The organism is Streptomyces sp. CoH27, from assembly GCF_020181035.1.
Lineage (GTDB): Bacteria > Actinomycetota > Actinomycetes > Streptomycetales > Streptomycetaceae > Streptomyces > Streptomyces camelliae.
The window spans coordinates 36,651-57,370 of sequence record NZ_JAIQYY010000026.1 but is presented as its reverse complement, the minus strand read 5'-3'; the positions used below and the strand labels follow the sequence as shown (position 1 = coordinate 57,370).

Sequence of the window (20,720 nt, the reverse complement as noted above, 5' to 3'; positions counted from 1 at the left end):
CACCCCACGTGAGGTCTCCTCGCTCCTCTCCCGCTTCCAGAGCGGGTGGACGTATTCCGTCGCCATCAACGACCTGTACTTCGCCGACGCCGCCCCCGCCTTCCGCGCGGCCGGCAAGCCGGGCGCAGGCCCGCCTTTCAACATCGGTGCGGGCGACGGCGACCCGTCCGCCTTCCAGCGCATCAACAGCAGGCAGTACCAGGCCGCCACCGTTCCCGAGCCGCTGTCGCAGCAGGGCTGGCAGATCATCGACGAGTTCAACCGCGCTTTCTCCGGTCGTCCCGCCAGCGGCTACGTCGCCCCCGTTCACGTCGCGACGCCCGCCAACAGCGCGGGAGCCACGACCTGGGACCCGCCGGGCTACCGAGAGGCGTACCGGAGGATCTGGGGCAGATGAGCCTCTCGCCGGGTCCGGCTCCGCTCCACAGCACGGTCCTGTAACACGAACCATCTCGCTGCGTTTGCAGCGACACGCCGCCGCCAGCGGGTGAGGACGCATCAGCAGATCATCCAGAAGGACCAATGCTCCCTCAAACCCCCTTCATTACAGGCAACTTGATGCCCCGGCCCAGCAGCAGGCACGGCCACAAATAGCCCGATCGGCGCCCTTCTGCGGTCATTTAATATGACCGGCGTGTCGGCTATGCGTACGTTTGATCGCAAGCCGGCTGACGAGCCGGCATCTCCGAGACACAAGACAGGAGAAGCGACATGAACGTCGCCCGTTCCACCATGGTGACCGCGGCGGTATCAGCCGCGGCAGCCCTCGCCACCACCGGCATCACCTACGCCTCCGCCGCCTCCGCCCCCACCACACCCCAGACCGCACCGGCCACCGCCCCGGTCACCGCCCCCGCCGCAACCGCCCCCTTCGGCGGCGGCTCCGGCAAGGGCAACGAAGGACGTGGCAACGAAGGGCGCGGCAACGAAGGCAGAGAGGACCACGAAGAAGAAGGCCGCATCTTCATCAACGAACGCTCCTACTCCACCCACCCCGGCGACTGCATCACCATCGCCAGCGGCCTCGGCGCCAAAACCGTCAACGTCCGCAACGACAGCCACAAGACCGTCGAAGTCTTCCGCGGAGCCGTCTGCGACAACGGCGCCCCGATCGCCACCGTCGGCCCCCACAGCTCCAGCTTCGGCGTGCGCGCATGCCCCCCCAGGGGCATCCACATCGAAGACGGCGTCATCGCCAGCTTCCGCGTCGTACGCCACCACGGCGAGGACTGACCCCAACCCGACCCAACCACGAGAAACCCCGGCCCACCGGAATCGGGCCGGGGATCTCACTTCTCATCCGGGCCCCCGGCCTCTCTCGGACACCGACCGAGGCGTCCAGCCGACCCGGCGTCGCCGGCCTCGGCCTCCTGGGATGTGCACGCGTCCGAGCGAAGCTCTGGGTCCGACGGGCGCATCCGGACGCGCGCCGGAGTGTGACCGGCTCTCCGACGTCTTATGTTGCCCGCATGGCTGCCCAGAACGATGTCGCTCCCACACCACAGCCGGAGACCCGCCTGGCCCTGGTGATGAACGGCGGAGTGAGCCTCGCGGTGTGGATGGGCGGGGTCACCCATGAACTCGACCTCCTGTGCCGGGCGTCCAGCGGCGTCCCTGAGGAGTCCGTGCCCGACGCCGACCGGCCGGCGTTCCGGATCTGGCGGTCGATCACCCGTTCCGCCGGCCGGAAGGTACTGGTCGACATCGTGGCGGGAACCTCGGCAGGCGGGCTCAACGGCCTGATCCTGGGCACTGCCCTCGCCCGTGGAGCAGAGCTGCCCGATCTGCGCAGCGTATGGGAGAAGTCCGCGGCTCTGGAGGCGCTGCTGGAGCCGAAATCTCCGACCAGCCTGCTGAGCGGGGACTCCTTCAAAGAGAAGATCGACAACGTCCTGCAGCACATCGGCGAACGCACGTCCGGGGCGCAACAGCGCCAGGAGCTGACGTTGTTCATGACGGCCACCGCGCTGGACGGGCGCTCGCGCTCGTACACCGACGGCTTCCGCAACCCGTTCGACGTACGCGACCATCGCCGCCTCTACCGCTTCCAGTATCAGCCGGAGTCCGTGTCCTACACGAAGCAGGGCGAGGACTGGGGGTTCAGGACCGAGCCGCTGGACGAGTTCGGGAAGGACGACACCCCGGCGCTGGTGCTGGCGGCACGGGCGACCGCCGGCTTCCCCGCGGCGTTCTCGCCGGTGAACGAGGCGCCCTTGGTCAAATACCGCCGGATTCCGAAGTCCGGGTACGACGACCCCGCCAGCTGTGTCGTCGACGGCGGCGTCCTCAACAACGCACCGTTCCAGCCCGTCCTGGAGGCGATCACCAAGCGCAGGCTCAACGCCCCCGTCGATCGCGTGGTCGTCTTCATCGTCCCGTCCGCCGGCCGCCTCGGCCCGGAGAGCACTGCCGGACTCAGATGCGATGAGATCTCCTGGTCGAAGGTGCTGTGGAACGCCGTCCGGTACCCGCAGGAGGCTGACTTCCGGTCGAGCGCCGAGGAGCTGTGCACCCAGCTGGGCAACAGCATCCGCGACACCCAGCTCGACCTGTTCGCCCGCACCGGCCAAGACCCCGCCCTGGCGCAACAGCTACGATCAAGAGCGGAGGAACTGCTGCCGGAATTCCGCCGCAATCGCGCCCGGGCCGTGCTCTACGACGTCCGCAAGCAGCTCGCCGACGCCGAGACGGTGATCTCCCTGGCCGCGACGCCGGAAGCGGACGCCAACCGCGTCGAAGCGATCCTGGCCGGGTTGCAGCAGGGGGCCAACTGGGTGCCCACGACAGCCGGGACGGAAATCACCGATCCGTACAGCGGAGGCGTCTGGCGCTGGGGGCTGCTCACCTGTGAACGTGCCCTGCGATGCATGAGCGACCACCTCCACCACCGCCTGGCCGAAGCCTCGTCGCCCCAGCGGCAGCAGGCGCTGATCAGCGGCGCCGAGACCATCAGCGATCTCACGCGCCATGTGCTCGCCATGTTCGAGGCGGTCGACGCCCAACTGCAACTGCGCCATCCGCCGGGCACCGACACCTCTGACGAGACAGCGGCCCGCCTCGTGCAGGACGTGTTCACGGATCTGCGTGTCCCGCAACAGCTCGCCCGCATCGTCAGCGCTGCCGGACAGATCTACGTCACGGCCCTGGTAGAAGCCGATCTACGCGGGTGGCAACGGTCCGAGGACGTCGTCGCCGCCTATCTGACGGTGGAAGTGGTCACCCGGGCTTACGCTCCGCTGTCGAAGTTCGTCGAGCGCCTGATGCCCGACTTCCGCCTGCTGCGCCTGGGGCCCGACGCCATCAGCCCCCTGTTCAACGAGGACCGGTTCGCCGGCATCGGCGACCGCAAGCTCTACGGCGTGCGCTTCCAGCACTTCGGCGCCTTCTTCAGCGCCGCGTGGCGCAGGTCCGACTTCGCGTGGGGGCGCCTGGACGCGGCCCATCACCTGCTGAGCCTCTTCCCCCTGAGCGCTGCGCAGAGACGCTCCCGGGAAACGGAGCTGCACGACGCCATCTTGCGGGCCGAAGCGCCCGAGGACGGTCCCCGGCCACGGGAGTGGATGCGCGGCAACCTCGAAGAGCTCAAGCAGCCGCAGGACAATCTGCTCCTCAAGGAGGTCGCGGCCACCGAGGCGGGCGCACGCTCGCTGCAGGGAGTCCTGGACGCCGCGCTCGCCCTGCTGCGGCTCCCCTGGTGGGCGCAGTGGCTGACCCGCCGTACCCGCCAAGCCGCCTGGCGCGCCTATCTCGACGACCCGAAGGCGGTGAAGGCACAGACAGTGAAGGCCGCCGTGGCCACGCTGCGCTCATTGGTGCTGGTGATCCTCGCCGCCGGGGCGGTGCTCGGCTTCATGGCCATCGGCCTGGTCGGCACGGCCATCGCCCTGCTGACCAGGCTCTGAGTCAAGTGTCGGCGGCACAGCAGGAACGTGCAGGGCCGCGCGCACGATCGGCGAATCAGTCGCCGGTGGCGTCGATCGACCGGTCAACGGGACACGGATCGGCGTCGAACCGCGCACGACGCTCGCCGTGCTCCTGCGCCGTGCCCGCCGGCCGACCGGCCGACCGGCCGACGACGGTCGCCATGCCGTACCGGCGTCTGCCGACATCGACCGTCGTCCTGTTCGCCCGCATCCCCTCCTCCGGGTCCCCGGCGGGCCGGCATCTCCGGTCTTCGCGGCCTTCAGCACGTGGTGGAGCAGCGTCGTCCAGCCGCTCAGCAGTCCGCCCTGGTCGCTGACGCACACCGCGATCGGCGCGTTCGGGCTCGCCGGAGCGGCCGGAGCCGCAGCCGCTGGCGCCGCCGGCCGATGGAGCGACCGCGGACTCGCGCAGCGGACCACGGGCACTGGCGTGCGCCACCGCTGGGTGGACAGGGGCGTTCGCCCTGGACACGGCCTTCAGCTGCGCCGCCCTGCTGCTGTGGGCGACGACCCCGCACCTGGGCCTCAGAGCGCCGTCAGAGCACTGACAGGATGAGCACATGGTCAACGACGAGGACGCAGGCTTCACGCTCGTACCCTCGGACGTTCCACACCGCAACGGTCATCGTCGGTACAGGGCAGTCCGTCGTCCTGTGTCACGCCCACCACCCGTGAATCGCATTCGCCCAGGAACGCCGGGAATGGGACTCCGAGGAGTTCCTCGCACCTCCGCCGTGGGCCCGCACCTTTGCCGACCTGGGTTTTGACGTGCTCGATCGCGCACAGCTCACGCTGCCTCTCCCGGACGTCGACACCTACGTCATCACCAAGGCGGAGTGGCGCGCAGTTCGCTCCTACGGCATCACCACGTTGGGTGGCGTGCTCTTCAACGCCTGGGACTGATGAGTGGTGAGGGGTGGCTGAAAGCAGGCCGGTGCGGTGTCTGCGGACGGTTCAGTGCGGAATCACCCAGTCCGGCACCCAGGTCCCGGCGGCGCCGTGGCCGGTCGCTGTGGCGGCGAGATACGCGCGGAGGGTGGCCAGCGCCGGGTGGGGGTTGTCCCGGTGCCAGAGAAGCGAGTGCGGGTAGACGGGCGTCGGGTCGGTCACCGGAATACGGCGCAGACCGTGGCCGGCAGGCCAGACGAGGCGGGTTTGCTCGGTCGTGAAGGTGGCCAGGGCCGGGGTGTCGGCGACGGTGTCGAGGAGTGCGTCGGAACCGAAGTTGGGGCCGGTCGCCTCGATGGTGAGGCCGAATTCGGCGACGAGGGCGTCGTAGTAGGCGGCCCACTCGGTACCGGGGACGATGCCGGGCATCCAGATCCGGTGCCCGGCGAGCTGGGCGAGGGTCACCGACCGGGCGCGGGCCAGCGCGTGGGCGGGGCCGGTGAGGAGCTGGTGCGGCTCGTCGAGCACCCGGTGGGACTCGATGTCCTCGGGTAGAGGCCGACCAGGCATCGCGACGGCGCGGAAGGAGGCGTCGATCGCGCCGGACCGGAGGGCGGCCACGGCCGTCTCGACGTCGAACAGCATCACCACGTCGAGGTCGATCTCGGGGTGCGCGTCGTGGAAGCCGCGCATCAGGCCCGATGGCGCGACGCGTGAGGCGATCACGTCGACGCGCAGTGGACGGTGACCGGTGCGCACGGAGGCGACCGCGCGCTCGGCGACGCGCAGCAGTTCGCGTGCGTGGGGCAGGAACGCCTGCCCGTCGATGGTCAGCTGGGCGCCGCGCGCCGAGCGGGTGAACAGCCGAACGCCTAGGTTGCGTTCCAGCGTGGCAATGCGCTTGGAAACGGCCTGCTGGGTGACCGCCAGCTCCGTGGCGGCCTCCTGGAACTGTCCCGATTCGGCAACGGCGACGAAGGTCCGGACGGTGTCGAGGTCCATACCGACACCCTATGGGCACAACCGTTGGTTGTGCCTCGCGGATCCTGTTGCGGGCTGTGCGAGCGGCTGCCACGTCCGCTCCTCGATCAACTGCGCTGCGGTGGTCGCGCCCTCGTCCGAGGGACGCGCGACCCTCACTGCTGAATGCCGACCGCGCGGAGCCCGGCGCAGCCACCATCGATCTGTGCCTCTGCAAGGCGCATCAGCAACAGAAATTGCTGCAGAACGGGCAAGCCGATGTGGCACTGCTGCATGTGCCATTCGATTCGGCGGTCGGACTCGGTATTCGCTTGCCCGGCCGCTCTCAGATTCGTCAAGGTCCAACGCCGCCGTGCCGACCACGCTCGCACCCAGCAGTGCACCCATCCTCGCTTCGCCCCGCTACGAGCGACGCCGCACCGTGGGTGAGCAGTTGCTCGGACGCCAATGGGGAACGGATGACATGAACGATCGCCCAGCCCGCAGCGCCCTCCTTCGTCGCCGTCGAGGGCTACGACACGGTCGCCGTCCTCGCCAAGGTGCCGCGTTCTCACGGCGCGGACCGGGCGCGCACTGCCACATCCTGGCCGCGCGTCGCGGTCGACGGCACCCGCGGGCAGATCCAATTCTCCCGCACACCGGAAATCAGCGTCTGGCAATGGGCTTGGACGCCAGTCCAAGTCGTTGATCGGAATCCGGCGGAACCCGGTCGCTCTCGGATCCTCCACTCCGGCTGAGAGAGCACATCACCCGCTGCGGGCCACTTTTCGCTGCATCTGCTCGAACTCGGTCAGCGGGTCACCGCCGGTCTGCCAGGGCCAATGGGTGACGATGCCGCCGAGCGCCTCGAAGGCCGCGCGAGCTTCCTGACGCCGGTCGGCAGCCATCAGAGCGTAGGCGAGGATGTTGAGGTCGGCGAGTGCCCGCGCGTGACGGAGGAATCCCGGCTGAACCCAGTTGTGGGCCACACGGTCGAGGGCTTGGGCAGTCGTGGCCTGGGACCAGTGATTGCGGGCCACCAGCGCTTCGAAGCCGCCCCGGCCGAGGACGGAGTGGTACTGCAAGACCTGGGCGGTGAGTTCCGTCGCGGCGCACGGCGCGTTCGCGGGCATGCGAGCGCACAGAGCGTCCACGAACTCCAGCACCTGGATGCGCGACCCCGCTTCCTCCGGGGTGAGATAGCTCAGCATGTTGAGGTAGGCCTCACGGTTCCAGCGGTCGCGCGCCAGCACCTCGTTCCATACGCCGAACACCTGCGACCGCTCCCAGCGTTCCAGGCGCGCCGCCCTCAGAACGACGACCCATGGGGTGGGGTCCTCCGGAGTGAGCTCGGCGGCCCGCAGACAGCTGTCGATCACCCCGGCCGCGTCCTCCAGGCTCCCCTGCGAGCGAGCTCGGACAATCTCGCTCCATGCGTAGAGTACGAGCGCGTTCGCGTTGCGTGGCTCGCGCGTGGCCCAGGAGCGAGGCAGACGCCATCCGGCCAGAAACTCCGCCAGGACGCCCATGCGGTGCGCCCGACGGTCCCAGTCGTCCGGTTCCCGCTCCAGCAGACGGGAGATCTGCGCCACGCACATGTCCGTCATACCGACCGTGCTTGCCCTCGTGGTCGCCAGCAGGTTCTTCATCAGCTTGCCCAGCTCCTGGTCGTCGAGTTCCGGGGCAAGGCGGGATCTTCTGCGACGACTTGAAAGAAAAGCCATGTCGGGAGGCTAAGGGGGATGAGGATCCACGCAAGGCCTAAGCCAAGATCGTTATGAAAGGCACCGCCGTGGCCGACGCACGGGCCCGGGTGGATCAGTACCTGGCCCGATGGAGCTTGGACGGCGCCGCCTTCACCACGGAACGCATCCTCAGCGAACTGGTCACCCATGCCATCCGCCATGCCATGGGACCGGTCCGCGTGCGGTTGCTGCGTGACCGCGTCCTCATCTGCGAGATCTCCGGCACCAGCAGCACCTCGCCGCACCTGCGCTACGCGGCCACGACCGATGAGGGCGGCCGGGGCCTGTTCCTCGTCGCCCAGCCGGCCGACCGCTGGGGCACCCGTCACCTGCCCACGGGCAAGGTCAACCAGGCCGAGCAGTCGATCCCCGAAGCCCCGGCGGACACGGCGGACACGGCGCATCCGCCCTGACATCACGTGAGCACAATGAGCAGAAGGCGTTCTTACGAGCACAAGTGGTGTCATTCGTCAAGGGGGCTGCTGTTCTGTCCGTTCCGCGTTTAGGGTCCCGCCGTGAGCACAGAAACGCGTCACCTTCGAACTACCGTGCGTGGCCAAGGCGGGCAGACCCCCGCCCCCGCGCCGGCGCGGCATATCGAAGGTGGAGGGAATGCCTGCCTCCGCCTGTGCCGCCATTGATCTTCACTGCCCCCTCTCCACGGGCGCCGCAGTCTTCGCTGGACGCCATGGGCTCAGCACGCCGAACGGCCTTTGAGGCACCGCTCTTGTCTCCTGCCGCGCCCGGACCGACGCGCTCTCCCGTACTGCAATTTCTCGCAAGGACGTGAACCACCATGCGCAAGACCGCCAGACCGAAGACCGCCAGATGTTCGGCACTCTTCGCCACCGGCCTGCTCGCTCTGTCATCACTCACCGCCTGTGGCAACGAGCCGGCCGGTTCCACACCCGACACCGGCGGCAGCGCGGGCACGGGAGAGCCTGTCAAGATCATGGTCGGCGGCCTGAACAAAATCATCTACCTGCCCGCATTGCTCACTCAGCAGCTCGGCTACTTCAAGGACGAAGGTCTGGACGTCCAGCTCATGGAAGAGCCCGCCGGTGTCGAGGCCCATGACCAGCTCCTCTCCGGCCAGGTCCAGGGAGTCGTCGGCTTCTACGACCACACCCTCGACCTCCAGGCGAAGGGCAAGGCCGTGGAGTCCGTGGTGCAGTTCGCAGAGGCGCCCGGTGAGGTGGAGGTGGTCTCCGACAGGGAAGCGGATGCCATCACCTCGCCCAGGGACTTCAAGGGCAAGAAGCTCGGTGTCACCGGCATCGGTTCATCGACCGACTTCCTCACCCGGTACCTCGCGGTCAAGAACGGAGTGAAGCTGAGCGAGTTCAAGCGTGTCGCCGTCGGCGCCGGCCCGACGTTCACCTCAGCGCTGCGGAAGGGCACCATCGACGCCGGCATGACGACCGATCCGACCGTCGCGTCGATCATCGACAAGGGCGAGGGGCAGATACTCCTCGACATGCGTACGGTCGAGGGGACCGAGGAAGCGCTCGGCGGCTCGTACCCCTCGTCCAGCCTCTACATGCAAACGGAGTGGGTGAACAGCCACAAGGAGATCGTCCAGAAGCTGGCCGACGCCTTCGTGAAAACCCTCAAGTGGATGCGGTCGCACTCGCCGTCCGAGATCGCCGACAAGATGCCCGCCGACTTCGCCCAGGGCAATGGGATCGTCTATGCCGCAGCGATACAGCACGCGTTGCCCATGTTCACGAGCGACGGCGTGATGCCCGGGGACGGCCCCGAAACCGTCGAGAAGGTTCTCCGGGCGTTCGACCCCGGCATCGCGAACGCCCACGTGGACCTGAGCAAGACGTACACGACGGAGTTCGTGAAGAACGCGGCGGGCTGATACGAGACCGCCATGGTCAGCCTCCTCGGCGTGACCGGGGAGCCGCGCCGGCCATCCCCGGGCCGGCGGCTAACTCCGGTGAACCGCCGGCCTCGTGCGCTCATGCTCAGGCGCAACAGGGGCTTCGCCGGGACCCGTCCGGCATGACGAGGCCGGAGATCGTCGGTGCGGGTCAACCGCCCTTCGGACCTGCCGTCAGGATTGCCTTCGCCGCCATTCATTGCAACGCCGCGTTGCATTCGGACTCAGCGTCATTGCATCAATTTACCGCCACCTACCTGGGAAAATGCATTTCGGTCGATTGACAGTCATTTTGAATGCAACGTAGCTTTCGAGCTGCGCTGAACACGTTGCCATCGCGAGACGAGGAAGGTCATGGGCGATTCTCTCCACACCGTCACGACGCTGCCGACGGCGCGTCAGTCCGGCTGCCCTTTCGACCCGCCGACAGAGCTCATCGACGCCCGCCGGCACGGCCCGATCAGCCGCTACACCCATCCCGGCGGAAGACCCGGCTGGCTGATCACCGGATACGACCTGGTCAGGTCGGTCCTGGCCGACTCTCGGTTCAGCTCGCGCAAGGAACTCCTGAACGTGGGCGACTTCGAGGTGCCTCCGGCGCCGCCCGGCGAGTTCCTCCTGATGGACGAGCCACAGCACATGCGCTATCGGAAACCGCTGATGGGCAAGTTCACCGTACGGCGGATGCGTCAGCTGACCGAGCGCATCGAGCAGATCACCACCGAATGTCTGGACGCCATGGAGAAGGCCGGGCCGCCGGCCGACCTGGTGACCGCGTTCGCCAAGCCCATCCCCGCCATCATCATCTGTGAGCTGCTGGGAGTGCCGTATGAGGACCGGGGTTCCTTCCAGGAGCAGATCGACGCGTTCCTCGGCGGGGAGACGAGCGAAGAGGAGCTGATAGCGGCCTACACCGCGACCCGGCAATACCTCGCGGAGCTGGTGGCCGCCAAGCGCGCGAACCCCACCGACGACGTGCTCAGCGACCTCACCGACAGCGATCTGACGGATGAGGAGCTCAGGGGGATGGGCCTGATCCTGCTGGCGGCCGGGTTCGACACCACGGCGAACATGCTGGCGCTGGGCACCTTCGCGCTGCTGCAGAACCCGGCGCAGCTGGCCGCGCTGCGCGCTGATCCCGCTCTCGCCGACCGGGCCGTGGAGGAACTGCTGCGGTACCTGAGCGTCGCCAAGACGTTCATGAGGACGGCGCTGGTGGACGTCGAGTTGGGCGGCCAGACCATCAAGGCGGGTACGACGGTCGTCCTGTCGTACAACACCGCCAACCGCGACCCCGAGCGCTTCGCCGATCCCCATGTGCTCGACCTGCGCAGGCAGGACGGCGGGCACCTGGCCTTCGGCCATGGCATCCACCAGTGTCTGGGTCAACAGTTGGCCCGCGTCGAGATGCGGGTCGCGTTCCCCGCGCTGGTCAACCGCTTCCCCACGCTGCGTCTCGCCGTACCCGCCGAAGAAGTCCCCCTGCGCCCGGAGAGCGCGGACATCTACGGGGTGAAGAGCCTCCCGGTCACCTGGGACGTGTGACCGCGCGCCAGAGACGGGTGAGGTCGCGGTCACGGCGCGGGAGTCAGATGCCGTCGCAGGCCGGCCGGTGTGTGGCCGAGGTGCTGGCGTATGGTCCGGGTGCGGTGGGCCCGGTCGGTGTAACCGAGGTCGGCGGCGAGGGTGCCGAGGCCGGTCTCGCCGGCCTCCAGGCGGTCCAGGGCTCGGCCGATCCGGACGCGGCGGCGGTTCGGGCGCCGGCTGCGCAGCCCCGACGGTGACCGGCACGCAGTCTCCCGGGGACAGAGCCGCGCAACCGCCCATGTACGACAGACAAGGCTCCGAACCAGCGAGAATCACCAGTTCCGGGCCTTGATCAAGGGTGTGCCGCCAGCGGGTCGGGGCCCGGCCCCGCATGGGGGGCATGGGCCGCCTGGTCGTGGCCGGCGCGGGCGTGGCGGATGTCGTCCCTATGTGCCACGGCCCATTCGTGGAGCGCGGTGATCGGGGTGAGCAGTGAGCGGCCCAGTTCGGTGAGTTCGTAGTCGACGCGTGGTGGCACGGTCGGGTAGGCGGTGCGGCTGACCAAGCCGTCGCGGACGAGCGCGCGCAGGGTCAGGGTCAGCATCCGCTGGCTGATTCCGTCGATCTCGCGGTGCAGTTCGTTGAACCGGTGGGTGCGCTGCCCGAGCCGCAGGACGATCAGAGTGCTCCACTTGTCGCCGACCCGGTCGAGCACCTCGCGGATCGGACAGTCCTGGGCGAGAGCGTCGTCCACGGGCACACCGCTGTGCGTGACTGACATGAAAGTGCCTCCTTACGCCGTTGCCGACAGTGACTGATGATGTGGTTACGCACAAGAGGTAACCAGAGCTGATGTGGGAGGACATCGTCGAACCGGGTGAACAAGCACCGGTGGGCTCAGCCGGTCGCGTCCCGAGCCGCCGCGCCGCCGCGTACGCCACGTATGCGTGCCGCCATCGCGGCGGGCTCGCCCCGACCGGCCCGAGGCGTGGCGTCACCTCGTGACCGGCCTGCGGGCCGCCGACCCGCACCTGCACACCATCGTCGAGCGGGCCATCGCCGAAGGCGACCTGGCCCTGCCGCAATCCGGCTCAGTGCCGGATCCGGACACCGAGGGCCCGGCGACCGTCGACATTCCAACCCCGTTTTTCCCTCTGAGACAGGAAGAGAGACACAGCCATGACCGCTGAGAACAAAGAGATGGTCGTCCACTTCTACGACGAGCTGTTCAGCCACGGCAACCTGGCCGTCATCGACAAGTTCGTCGGAACCGAATACATCAACCACAACCCTCACGCTCCCAACGGCCCCGAGGCACTTCGCGGCTTCGTGACCGGCTTCAAGGACCGCTACCCGGACCTTCGGCACGACGTCGTGCGGGTCATCGCCGAGGACGACCTGGTCCTGCTCCACACCCACACCATGCTGGAGCCGGGCAGCAGTCAGGCCGTCGTCGACATCTTCCGCGTCCGGGACGGCAAGATCGTCGAGCACTGGGACGTGATGCAGCAGGTGCCGGAGAGCTCGGTCAACGGCAACGACATGTTCTCCACGGTGAGCGTGCGGGCCGGACATTCACCGGATCTGGACGCCTCCACCGCCGAGAACAAGCAGATCGCGTCGGCCCTGTTCCACGAGGTGACCGTAGGCCGGGACGTCACCGCTTACGACCGGTACGCCGCTGACCCGCTCCACCAGCACAACCCGCAGTCACCCAACGGCATCGCGGCTGCCAAGGAACAGTTCACCTCGGCCTTCGCCGCGCACCCGGACCTCAGCGTCAGCGTCAAGCGCGTCATCGCCGACGGCGAGTACGTCGCGTTCCACCACCACTTCCAGTTCTCCGCGGACGACCGCGGGGCAGCCGTCGTCGACATCTTCCGGATCCAGGACCGCAAGGTCGTCGAGCACTGGGACGTCGTCCAGCCGGTCCCGGCGACATCGGCCAACGACAACACCATGTTCTAGTCAGCCCCGTTGTTCCACAGGTCGTGGACGCTGCGCTTCTGCGGTAGCGCGCACACGTCACGCACCTGGCACAGATGGCCTGTCATGCGCAGCCCGCTGCTGGCGATCCGAGCCGGCCACGTCTTCGACGGCGTGGATGTCAGGGCACTCGGGCGTGCTGCTCGTCGAGGATGACGTCATCCATGACGTGGACTTCACCGGAGCGCCGCCGCCCGAAGCACGTGGTGATCGAACCCGCCGAACTGCACGGCGACCGCTGCCTGTTCTTCGGACTGCTGTTTCGGTGGCGGAGTGGCCTTGTTAGGTTCTGATGATGTTCTCCCTCCGTGAGCCCGCCTTCTTCACCCGCCTTCGCGAGGCACGCCGGATCCTCGTCGCCGGTGCCGGCGGGGGCTTCGACGTCTACTCCGGGCTGCCCCTGGCCCTCGCGCTGCGGTCGGCCGGAGCCGAGGTCCACCTGGCCAGCCTGTCCTTCTCCGACCTGTACGGCCTGGACCTCGACTCCTGGGTCGCAGAAGACGTGGCCGCCATCCGCCCGGACACCCCGTTGCGCGGGGACTACTTCCCCGAGCGCTCTCTCGCCCGCTGGCTGAGCTCGCAGGAACTCCCCCACACCGTCTACGCCTTTCCCCGTACGGGCGTCCAGCCGCTGCGGGCCGCCTACCGGGCACTGTTGGAGCACGTCGGCGGGGTGGATGCAGTCGTGCTGGTGGACGGCGGCACCGACATCCTGATGCATGGGGACGAACACGGACTCGGCACTCCGGAGGAGGACATGGCCAGCCTGGCAGCCGTCGCCGGGCTGGAGGAGATCCCGCACCGGCTCGTGGCCTGCGTGGGCTTCGGGGTGGACGCCTACCACGGTGTCAACCACTCTCTGGTGCTGGAGAATCTGGCGGGCCTGGACCGCGCCGGCGGCTACCTCGGCGCGTTCTCGCTGCCCCGCGAGAGCCCCGAGGGCGCCGCCTACCTCGAAGCGGTCGCCCACGCCCAGCGCTGCCATGCCAGCCATCCCAGCATCGTGCAGGGATCTGTCGCCGCCGCCGTACGGGGAGAGTTCGGCGACGTACGGTTCACCGAACGCACCCGCGGCGGCGAACTGTTCGTCAACCCGCTCATGGGACTGTACCTCTGCGTCGACCTGCCCGTCCTGGCACGCGCGAACCTCTACCTCGACCGGCTGGAGCACACCGTCTTGATGCGCCAGATCAGCACCGCCATCTCCAGCTTCCGCGAGGAACTGCCCCGACAGCGGCCCCCTCGGGCCTTCCCGCACTGACCGTGACCAAGATGATCCTCCACGTGGAAATCCCTTTGCCGGGAGCCCCCGCGTGAGTCGAGACCGAGGTCATGCTCGGTTTCGTCAGGACCGACAACGACGCCCTCGTCGCATGCTTGGGCGATCCTCAGCTCACTGTTGCGGCATACCGCGAGCTGCTACGTCGCGGGGAGAGCGCGGTGAGCGCCATCCGCACCGGCCTGCGTGACGGGATTCCGGCCGCCCGCGAGGGCTGTTGCCGCCTTCTCGATCACCTGGTCGGCACCGAGTCGATGGGGCGAACTCGTCGCCACGGCGGACGATCCCGACGCCCGGGTCAGGATCGCCGCCTTCCACGCCACCCGTCAGGGTGTCCGACCGCCTGCCTCTGCCCATGGGCGGCTTCCGGCCGGGTGCGTCACCTTCGCCGCCGGTGCGCCCTGGCGAGGTCTGGGTCAACAGCGCGCACGCCCTGCGGGTGGTCGGTGACGCTTCCGAGCGTTTCCGGGCGACGGTGCGGATGCTGGACCCCGGGGCGGTGAACGTGGTGGCGCTGGCGCTCTCGCCGTGCGAAGTCGTGCGAACGCCGGAGCTGATCCGGCAGGCCGACCCAAAGCTGTGCTCGGTCATCGTGCCTTTGGACGGCACGCTCGTGGTGAGCCAGGCTGGGCGTGACATGGCGCTGGGCGCTCATGAACTTGCGCTGTACGACAGTTCACCGCCGTTCCGCATACGGTTCACCGCGGAGGGCGGGTCGACCAGGCTGGTGCGCGCACATACGCCGGGCGCTGCTGGGGTTACCCGCCGATGGGATGGAACGATCACTGGCGAGACCGTTGCGGGCGGGCCCGGGGTTCGAGGGGCTGCCGGCCCGGTTTCTCTCGGACGTGACCTCGTCGGGTTCCACCGACTACCGGCTCACGACCTTCCCCGGCTGGGCGTGCCTGCCCAGGACTTGCCGACCTCGGTGGTCGCCGGCCGATGCCTCGCACGAACTGCGCACGCCGTTGGCGACCATGCGGGCCTCGGTGGACGTCGCGCTCGCCAAACCGGGCCCGGTGCCGGAGCAGACGCGCACCCTGGCGCGCCGCGTCGGGACCGAGCTGGATCAGGTGGACCGGCTGCTGGACGGATTCCTGATGCTGGCCCGCGCCCAGCATGGAGTGCCGCCGGCTGACAGCGAGACGGTCGCCCTGGATGTGCTCGCCGCTGATGCCCTCACCGACCACGCCGCCACGGCCTGCGCGAAGCGCCTCGTCGTGGCTGCCAGGGGTGCACGGCAACACGCTGTGCCGGATGGTCACCGACCGGGACGACCACCCCATGGTGCCGATGCTGACCGCTGCGGACGCGCCGGCCGATCGCGTCGGCGGACTGAGTCTGGGCGCCGACGACTACCTGGTCAAGCCGTTCCACTCCCCCGAACTCGTGCTCCGCCTGCGGTCACTGGTCCGCCGGCGCCCATACGCCCGCGCCCGCACACTCCGCGCCGCGGGCATCGAACTCGACCCTGTGCACCGCACGGCCGTCCGCGACGGGCGTCGCCTCGGCCTCTCGGTCAAGGAGTTCGAGGTCCTGGCTGCCCTGCTGCGGGCTAGCCCGGCTTCTCTCAGCGCGGAGGCGCTGCTGGAACGGGTGTGGGACGAGAACGCCGACCCGTACACCAACACCGTCGCCGTGGCCATCGGCAGACTCCGCCGCAAGCTCGGCAGCCCACCGGTGATCACGACGACGCCGACCGTCGGCTACCGGATCGCTGATCCGCCGCAGTGATCGGCATCCGGAGCGGAGATGTCATGGTGCATGCGGGCCCACGGCTGACGAGCCGCTGCTGACCGCAGGGGCATGATGCGCGGTGCGGATTCGCCGATTCCCGCGATGAGTTGGCGCATCGCGACGGATGCGATAGTTGACGTCGGCCAGCAGCGTCCGGAGAGGTGCCTGAATGCGCGACACAGCCGACTTCATAGCGGAGACCTACGCACTCGGTGCGGGGCCCTGGACGATCAGTCCCGTCGCACGTGGCGCGTTGGGGCAGATCTGGAAGCTCTCGGGCCACGGCTCCTCATGGGCGATGAAAGAACTCCTCTTCGGCTGCGACGAGGAACAGGTTCGCCGGGAGGCCGCGTTACGGCAGGCCACGGAGAACCTGGGCATCGCATCACCGCGGCTCATCCCCAATCGCCACGGCGGACATATCTCGCGCCTCACCTCCTCGTCGGGCGAGTCCTACGTCAAGCTCTACGACTGGATCGACGGTACCAAGGCGGATGCGACTGATCCGGACATCCTGGACTGGTTCGGCAGATCCATGGCGCTCCTCCACACTGCGGGAGAGGGCGCGAGCGAGATGCCGGACCCCTGGTACGAGCGCTGCCCTCAGGAGGCCGACTGGAAAGACCTGCACCAGAAGGTTCGGCAGGCCGGCCTGCCGTGGGCGGACGCGCTGGGCCGGTTCATCGACAGGGCCGCGGCGGAGCTGGCGCACTGGGTGACCGCCTCCGACCCCGGCGATCTCGTCACGTCACATCTCGATCTTCAGCCGCAGAACGTCCTGGTCGGCCCGGACGGCCCGGTCCTCCTCGACTGGGACAACGCCGGGCCCGTCTCGGCGGAGCGGGAACTCGCCCGCGCCCTGTACATATGGTCGGGCCGCAACCAGGTGAACACCGATGCCGCCCGGCGATTGGCGCGTGCCTATCGTCGCGCCGGAGGCACGGCGACCGTCACGGGTCCGCAGTCCTTCTCGATGCTTTTCGCAACGGACCTGAACTACATTCACGTACAGGCCGAATGCGCCGTCGACCCGGCCGTGACCGCCGCGCAGCGCGAGTTCGCCGGCGACCAGGTCGTCGCTTCCCTGCGTGGCCTGCCGGATCTGGCGGCGGTCTCCGTACTGATCGGCGCGCTTCAGGACGTGTGGTGACCCGGCCAGTAACAGTGCAAGGCCTGAACGGGAGTACGAATCCGGCGCTCGACACAGGACATCCACTGCGGTCGTAGGGGTGGCCGCGGCTCCCGGCCGAAGAACCGGAGACAGTCCAAGCCGGGAACGGGACCCTCCCCCGCTCATGGAGCGGATACCGGCAGCGGCCGCCACGACGTGGCCGGTGTGGAGTCCCACGAACTGATGGAGTCCTTCGCGTCGCTCAACGACCCGAGGCTGTCGCCCAGCGGCCAGGTCGAACCCGGCGCCTACACCGACGCCGGGCACACGGAACTCGACAGGTCCTCCATCCAAACGCTGACGTTCGACGTGGCCGCCGGATACGTCTTCGCCGCCACCTCGCACGGCGTCTTCCGCCGCCCGCTCACCGGCCCCCGGTCCGCCGCCCGGGCCAAGGTCCTCGTCCCCTGCGCGGGCGTCGGCATCAGCGGCGTGAGCTGCGGCGCCAGGAGATACTTCGCGGACATCGCCAACGACATCGCGGTGCCGCCGGGCAGCGACGGCACCAAGCTCCTGGCCAACGTCGCCTGGCGCGGCGGCGCCGCCGTACAACGGCTTCTACGACTCCGAGGACGCGGGCACCAGCTGAAGGCGGGCCAACCCGACCGGCGCGATCGATCCGGGCCGAAATCGACAACCCCGCGTTCGCGTGGGCGGCCGACGGCGGCAAACTGTACGTCTCGACGGAGTCCCCTACGCTCCTCGCCAAGTTCTCGGACTCGGGCTCGGGCTTCTACGCCGTCGGCGTCGCACCACGTGGAAGGCGATCGGCCGCCACTGGAACTTCGGGATGCCGTGCTTCGGCTACGAGCCCGACCAGAACACGTGCGACGTCGGCGCTTACGCCCGGCCCACCATCCGGACGACGGCCGGGCCGGCGCAACCTCAACGAGTCCGGCACCCTGCGCACCCTCCAGTACGACTCTGCGGGCGAGGGGAAGATGACCGACGGCAGCGGCGACCAGCTGGTCAACCCGGCCGACGGCTGCGAGACGGTCGGCGAGTACGTCGACCTGGCGCTGCGGCACGGAGGGCGGCGCCACCTGGACGCGGATGCCGTGACACGCAGAGGCCCCCGGACCGATCAGGAGCCGGGGGCCTCTGCCTCCGCCGCTGGCCGGGCTGAGCATTGCCGACGGCACCTGAGGTGCCGTCAGTGCAGAACTGCCGTCCAGGGCGTGAGGGAGCGATCCGTTCCGGTCAGCGCCCGCCGGAGCGATACGGCCGCCGTGCGGGTCGAGGCCGGTGTCGACGAGGGGCACAGGGCCGTGACGACGTAGTGGTCGAGGGCCTCGTCGATCGGGCTCGGTTCGAAGCCGGTGCCGTCGGAGTTGAGGCGCTCGTACTTCATGAGGTTCCAGCCCGCGGTGACCTGTCGTCTGCCGTCGGGGCTGGACAGGGCGATGGTGCCGGCGCCGAAGACCGCACCGTCGTGGCCCCAGAAGCGGCCGCAGCCGGGCACGTCGAGGGCGTAGATGCCCAGGCCGTAGTCCATGCCGCCCGCGGGGACCGTGGTCAGCATCTGCTTGAGGGCGGCCGGTCCGACGAGCTTCCCGCCCAGCAGGGCGCGGTAGAACCGGTTGAGGTCGTCGGTGGTGGAGACGACCGCACCGGCCGTATAGGCCCAGGACATGTCGTAGACGCTGTAGTCACGCGGCGGGTCGATCAGGCCGTAGAAGTTCTCGTACATGCGGGCGTGCGGGCCCTGGAGGTACGGGCTGCGCGGGTAGGAGGTGTGCTGCAGCCCGGCCCGTGCGATGACGTGGCGGGTGATGTACGCCTCCGGGTCCTGGCCGGTGACCTTGGCGAGCAGCAGTCCGGCGATCACGTAGTTGGTGTTGGAGTACGACCACTTCTCGCCGGGCTTGCCGGTGGCGGGTGCGGCCAGGCCGAGCCGGGCCAGTTCCCCGGGCGCGATGGAGCGGAAGCGGTCCTCGTCCAGGCTGGCGGTCGACCCCTGCGCGAGCGAGGGAAAGGCACTCAGGACGTAGTCGCCGATGCCGCTGGTGTGGTTCAGGAGCATGCGGACGGTGATCTCGTGCCCGCGCTCACCGGGGATCAGGTCCGGCAGGTAGTCGCTGATGGGTGCGTCGAGGCTGATCCGGCCGCGCTCGACCTGCTGGAGCACGGCTACGGCGGTGAAGGTCTTGCTGATGCTGCCGACCCGCTGCCGCATGCCCGGCCGCACCGGGCGCCCCGTGTCCTTGTCGGCGACCCCGGACGCGCCGGTCCATCGGTCGGAACCGTCGCGTACGGAGGAGTAGATGCCGTACATGCCCGCGTCGTGCACGGCGGCGAGCGAGCGGCCGAGCGCCGCCCCGTCCAGCCCGGTCGGCGCGGTCGGCGCGGTGGTGGGTCTCGTGCCGGCGGAGGCGACCGGTGCCGCGACCGTCAGCAGCAGCGCGGTGCTCAAGGCTGTTCCGATTAACCGGGGGATGCGCAAGGGATGTCCCTTCCAAGATGATCGAACGTGACTCGAACATCCTCACGAGTCAGGTACGGGCCTTACATCCTCCGTACGGATGATCACGACGCAAGGGCTGCGGCTCTGTGCAAGGCATGGGGGTCGCCATCGGGACGGGTGGCGCCACCCGATGATCACGGCGCGTAGGCTCGTGCTCATGGTTGAGCATCGCATGATCGACGTGAACGGCATCCAGCTGCACATCGCCGAGCAGGGCAGCGGCCCCCTGGTGGTCCTGCTGCACGGCTTCCCCGAGTCCTGGCACTCCTGGCACCAGCAGTTCGGTCCGCTGGCGGAGGCCGGCTTCCGCGTGGTCGCCCCCGACCAGCGCGGCTACGGACGGAGCGACCACCCCGACGACGTCGGCGCCTACACCATCCTCCACCTGGTCGGCGACGTCGTCGCGCTCATCCGGGCCCTGGGCGAGGACAAGGCGTTCGTCGTCGGACACGACTGGGGCGCACCCGTCGCCTGGCACACCGCGCTGCTGCGGCCGGACATGGTCCTCGGCGTGGCCGGCCTGAGCGTGCCGCCGCCCTTCCGGGGCACGCAGCCGCCGCTGACCACCATGGACAAGCGGTTCGACGGCCGCTTCTACTGGAACTACTTCAACCGCCCCGGTGTCGCCGACGCCGAGTTCGCGAAGGACGTGCGCACCACCTTGCGCAAGTTCTTCTACGCCGCCTCCGGTGACGCCGCGACCGACGGCGAGATCATGCAGCCGCTGGTCAACCCCGGCCAGGGCTGGCTGGACACCATGCCCGACCCGGACGTACTGCCCGAGTGGTTCACCGAGGCCGACCTCGACGCCCTCACCGAGAGCTTCTCCCAGGGTTTCACCGGGCCGCTCAACTGGTACCGCAACCTCGACCGCAACTGGGAACTCACCGCCGCCTGGCACAATGCCGTCGTCACCCGGCCCGCGCTGTACGTCTACGGCGACCGCGACCTCGTCCCCGTCTTCCCCGGCACACCCGAACTCATCGAGAAACTCCCCCACTTGATGCCCAGTCTGTGGCGCGAGCCGGTCAAGCTGGCGGGCTGCGGACACTGGACACAGCAGGAACGCCCGAACGAGGTCAACGCCGTCCTCATCGAATTCCTCCAAGCCCACTCCTGACGCGCTGTATCGGGCCGTAGCTCCCTGTGCTG

The 20,720-nt window shown here is 68.8% G+C and carries 18 protein-coding genes and 5 pseudogenes; 16 read left to right on the top strand and 7 right to left on the bottom strand.

Going from position 1 to position 20,720, the window contains the following annotated elements; genetic code table 11:
- The 3 genes and pseudogenes from LE548_RS35395 to LE548_RS35385 all read left to right on the top strand — a co-directional run.
- Positions 1-397, top strand: a pseudogene (locus LE548_RS35395) (sugar ABC transporter substrate-binding protein); the annotation flags it as partial.
- A 314-nt stretch (positions 398-711) separates the two neighbouring features.
- A complete protein-coding gene (locus LE548_RS35390) occupies positions 712-1,233 on the top strand; it encodes a hypothetical protein (protein WP_225101126.1) in 522 nt (173 codons plus the stop codon).
- 236 nt (positions 1,234-1,469) lie between these two features.
- Positions 1,470-3,902, top strand: coding sequence for a DUF3376 domain-containing protein (locus LE548_RS35385; RefSeq protein WP_225101125.1), 2,433 nt, complete (start codon positions 1,470-1,472; stop codon positions 3,900-3,902).
- A 55-nt stretch (positions 3,903-3,957) separates the two neighbouring features.
- Here LE548_RS35385 and LE548_RS35380 read toward each other — a convergent pair whose 3' ends face one another.
- Complete coding sequence (locus LE548_RS35380) at positions 3,958-4,134, bottom strand: hypothetical protein (protein WP_225101124.1); 177 nt, start codon at positions 4,132-4,134, stop codon at positions 3,958-3,960.
- 557 nt (positions 4,135-4,691) lie between these two features.
- Here LE548_RS35380 and LE548_RS45655 point away from each other — a divergent pair.
- Positions 4,692-4,826: a hypothetical protein gene (locus tag LE548_RS45655; protein WP_263636949.1), complete on the top strand. Its 135-nt coding sequence runs from the start codon at positions 4,692-4,694 to the stop codon at positions 4,824-4,826.
- A 51-nt stretch (positions 4,827-4,877) separates the two neighbouring features.
- Here LE548_RS45655 and LE548_RS35375 read toward each other — a convergent pair whose 3' ends face one another.
- Positions 4,878-5,813: a LysR family transcriptional regulator gene (locus LE548_RS35375; protein WP_225101123.1), complete on the bottom strand. Its 936-nt coding sequence runs from the start codon at positions 5,811-5,813 to the stop codon at positions 4,878-4,880.
- A 134-nt stretch (positions 5,814-5,947) separates the two neighbouring features.
- Positions 5,948-6,130 (bottom strand): hypothetical protein, encoded by a 183-nt coding sequence (locus LE548_RS35370; RefSeq protein WP_225101122.1) that lies wholly within the window; start codon positions 6,128-6,130, stop codon positions 5,948-5,950.
- Positions 6,131-6,277: 147 nt separating this feature from the next.
- On the opposite strand from LE548_RS35370, the pseudogene LE548_RS35365 reads away from it, so the two are divergent.
- Positions 6,278-6,529: pseudogene (locus tag LE548_RS35365) on the top strand (amino acid ABC transporter substrate-binding protein); the annotation flags it as partial.
- Positions 6,530-6,538: 9 nt separating this feature from the next.
- Here the strand turns inward: LE548_RS35365 and LE548_RS35360 are convergent.
- Positions 6,539-7,495, bottom strand: coding sequence for a hypothetical protein (locus LE548_RS35360; protein ID WP_225101121.1), 957 nt, complete (start codon positions 7,493-7,495; stop codon positions 6,539-6,541).
- Positions 7,496-7,560: 65 nt separating this feature from the next.
- On the opposite strand from LE548_RS35360, the pseudogene LE548_RS35355 reads away from it, so the two are divergent.
- From LE548_RS35355 to LE548_RS35345, 3 genes and pseudogenes are all read left to right on the top strand, one after another.
- Positions 7,561-7,929, top strand: a pseudogene (locus LE548_RS35355) (ATP-binding protein); the annotation flags it as partial.
- Between the two features lie 383 nt (positions 7,930-8,312).
- Positions 8,313-9,383, top strand: a complete 1,071-nt coding sequence (locus tag LE548_RS35350) for an ABC transporter substrate-binding protein (RefSeq protein WP_225101120.1) — start codon at positions 8,313-8,315, stop codon at positions 9,381-9,383.
- Between the two features lie 375 nt (positions 9,384-9,758).
- A complete protein-coding gene (locus tag LE548_RS35345) occupies positions 9,759-10,949 on the top strand; it encodes a cytochrome P450 (RefSeq protein ID WP_225101119.1) in 1,191 nt (396 codons plus the stop codon).
- A 334-nt stretch (positions 10,950-11,283) separates the two neighbouring features.
- Here the strand turns inward: LE548_RS35345 and LE548_RS35340 are convergent, their stop codons facing one another.
- A complete protein-coding gene (locus tag LE548_RS35340; RefSeq protein WP_225101118.1) occupies positions 11,284-11,712 on the bottom strand; it encodes a helix-turn-helix domain-containing protein in 429 nt (142 codons plus the stop codon).
- Between the two features lie 220 nt (positions 11,713-11,932).
- On the opposite strand from LE548_RS35340, the gene LE548_RS35335 reads away from it, so the two are divergent.
- From LE548_RS35335 to LE548_RS35305, 7 genes and pseudogenes are all read left to right on the top strand, one after another.
- Entirely contained in the window at positions 11,933-12,121 is a 189-nt protein-coding gene (locus LE548_RS35335) for a hypothetical protein (RefSeq protein ID WP_225101117.1), read from the top strand.
- Positions 12,111-12,899 (top strand): ester cyclase, encoded by a 789-nt coding sequence (locus tag LE548_RS35330; protein WP_225101116.1) that lies wholly within the window; start codon positions 12,111-12,113, stop codon positions 12,897-12,899. The genes LE548_RS35335 and LE548_RS35330 overlap by 11 nt, the downstream gene beginning before the upstream one ends.
- A gap of 313 nt (positions 12,900-13,212) precedes the next feature.
- The gene (locus LE548_RS35325) at positions 13,213-14,178 is read left to right on the top strand and encodes a DUF1152 domain-containing protein (RefSeq protein ID WP_225101115.1); all 966 of its coding nucleotides are present in this window, start codon (positions 13,213-13,215) and stop codon (positions 14,176-14,178) included.
- 373 nt (positions 14,179-14,551) lie between these two features.
- Positions 14,552-14,893 (top strand): annotated as a pseudogene (locus tag LE548_RS46705) (hypothetical protein); the annotation flags it as partial.
- Positions 14,850-15,308 (top strand): annotated as a pseudogene (locus LE548_RS35315) (histidine kinase dimerization/phospho-acceptor domain-containing protein); the annotation flags it as partial. The pseudogenes LE548_RS46705 and LE548_RS35315, both read left to right, overlap by 44 nt.
- Before the next feature lie 7 nt (positions 15,309-15,315).
- The gene (locus tag LE548_RS35310; RefSeq protein WP_374116214.1) at positions 15,316-15,930 is read left to right on the top strand and encodes a response regulator transcription factor; all 615 of its coding nucleotides are present in this window, start codon (positions 15,316-15,318) and stop codon (positions 15,928-15,930) included.
- 172 nt (positions 15,931-16,102) lie between these two features.
- Positions 16,103-17,083: a phosphotransferase enzyme family protein gene (locus LE548_RS35305; protein WP_225101113.1), complete on the top strand. Its 981-nt coding sequence runs from the start codon at positions 16,103-16,105 to the stop codon at positions 17,081-17,083.
- A gap of 269 nt (positions 17,084-17,352) precedes the next feature.
- On the opposite strand, the gene LE548_RS35300 is transcribed toward LE548_RS35305, so the two are convergent.
- Complete coding sequence (locus LE548_RS35300; RefSeq protein WP_225101112.1) at positions 17,353-17,610, bottom strand: hypothetical protein; 258 nt, start codon at positions 17,608-17,610, stop codon at positions 17,353-17,355.
- 647 nt (positions 17,611-18,257) lie between these two features.
- Positions 18,258-19,547, bottom strand: a complete 1,290-nt coding sequence (locus LE548_RS35295; RefSeq protein ID WP_225101111.1) for a serine hydrolase — start codon at positions 19,545-19,547, stop codon at positions 18,258-18,260.
- A 193-nt stretch (positions 19,548-19,740) separates the two neighbouring features.
- Here LE548_RS35295 and LE548_RS35290 point away from each other — a divergent pair, with 193 nt between their 5' ends.
- Positions 19,741-20,688 (top strand): alpha/beta fold hydrolase, encoded by a 948-nt coding sequence (locus LE548_RS35290; RefSeq protein WP_225101180.1) that lies wholly within the window; start codon positions 19,741-19,743, stop codon positions 20,686-20,688.
- Positions 20,689-20,720 lie beyond the last annotated feature (32 nt).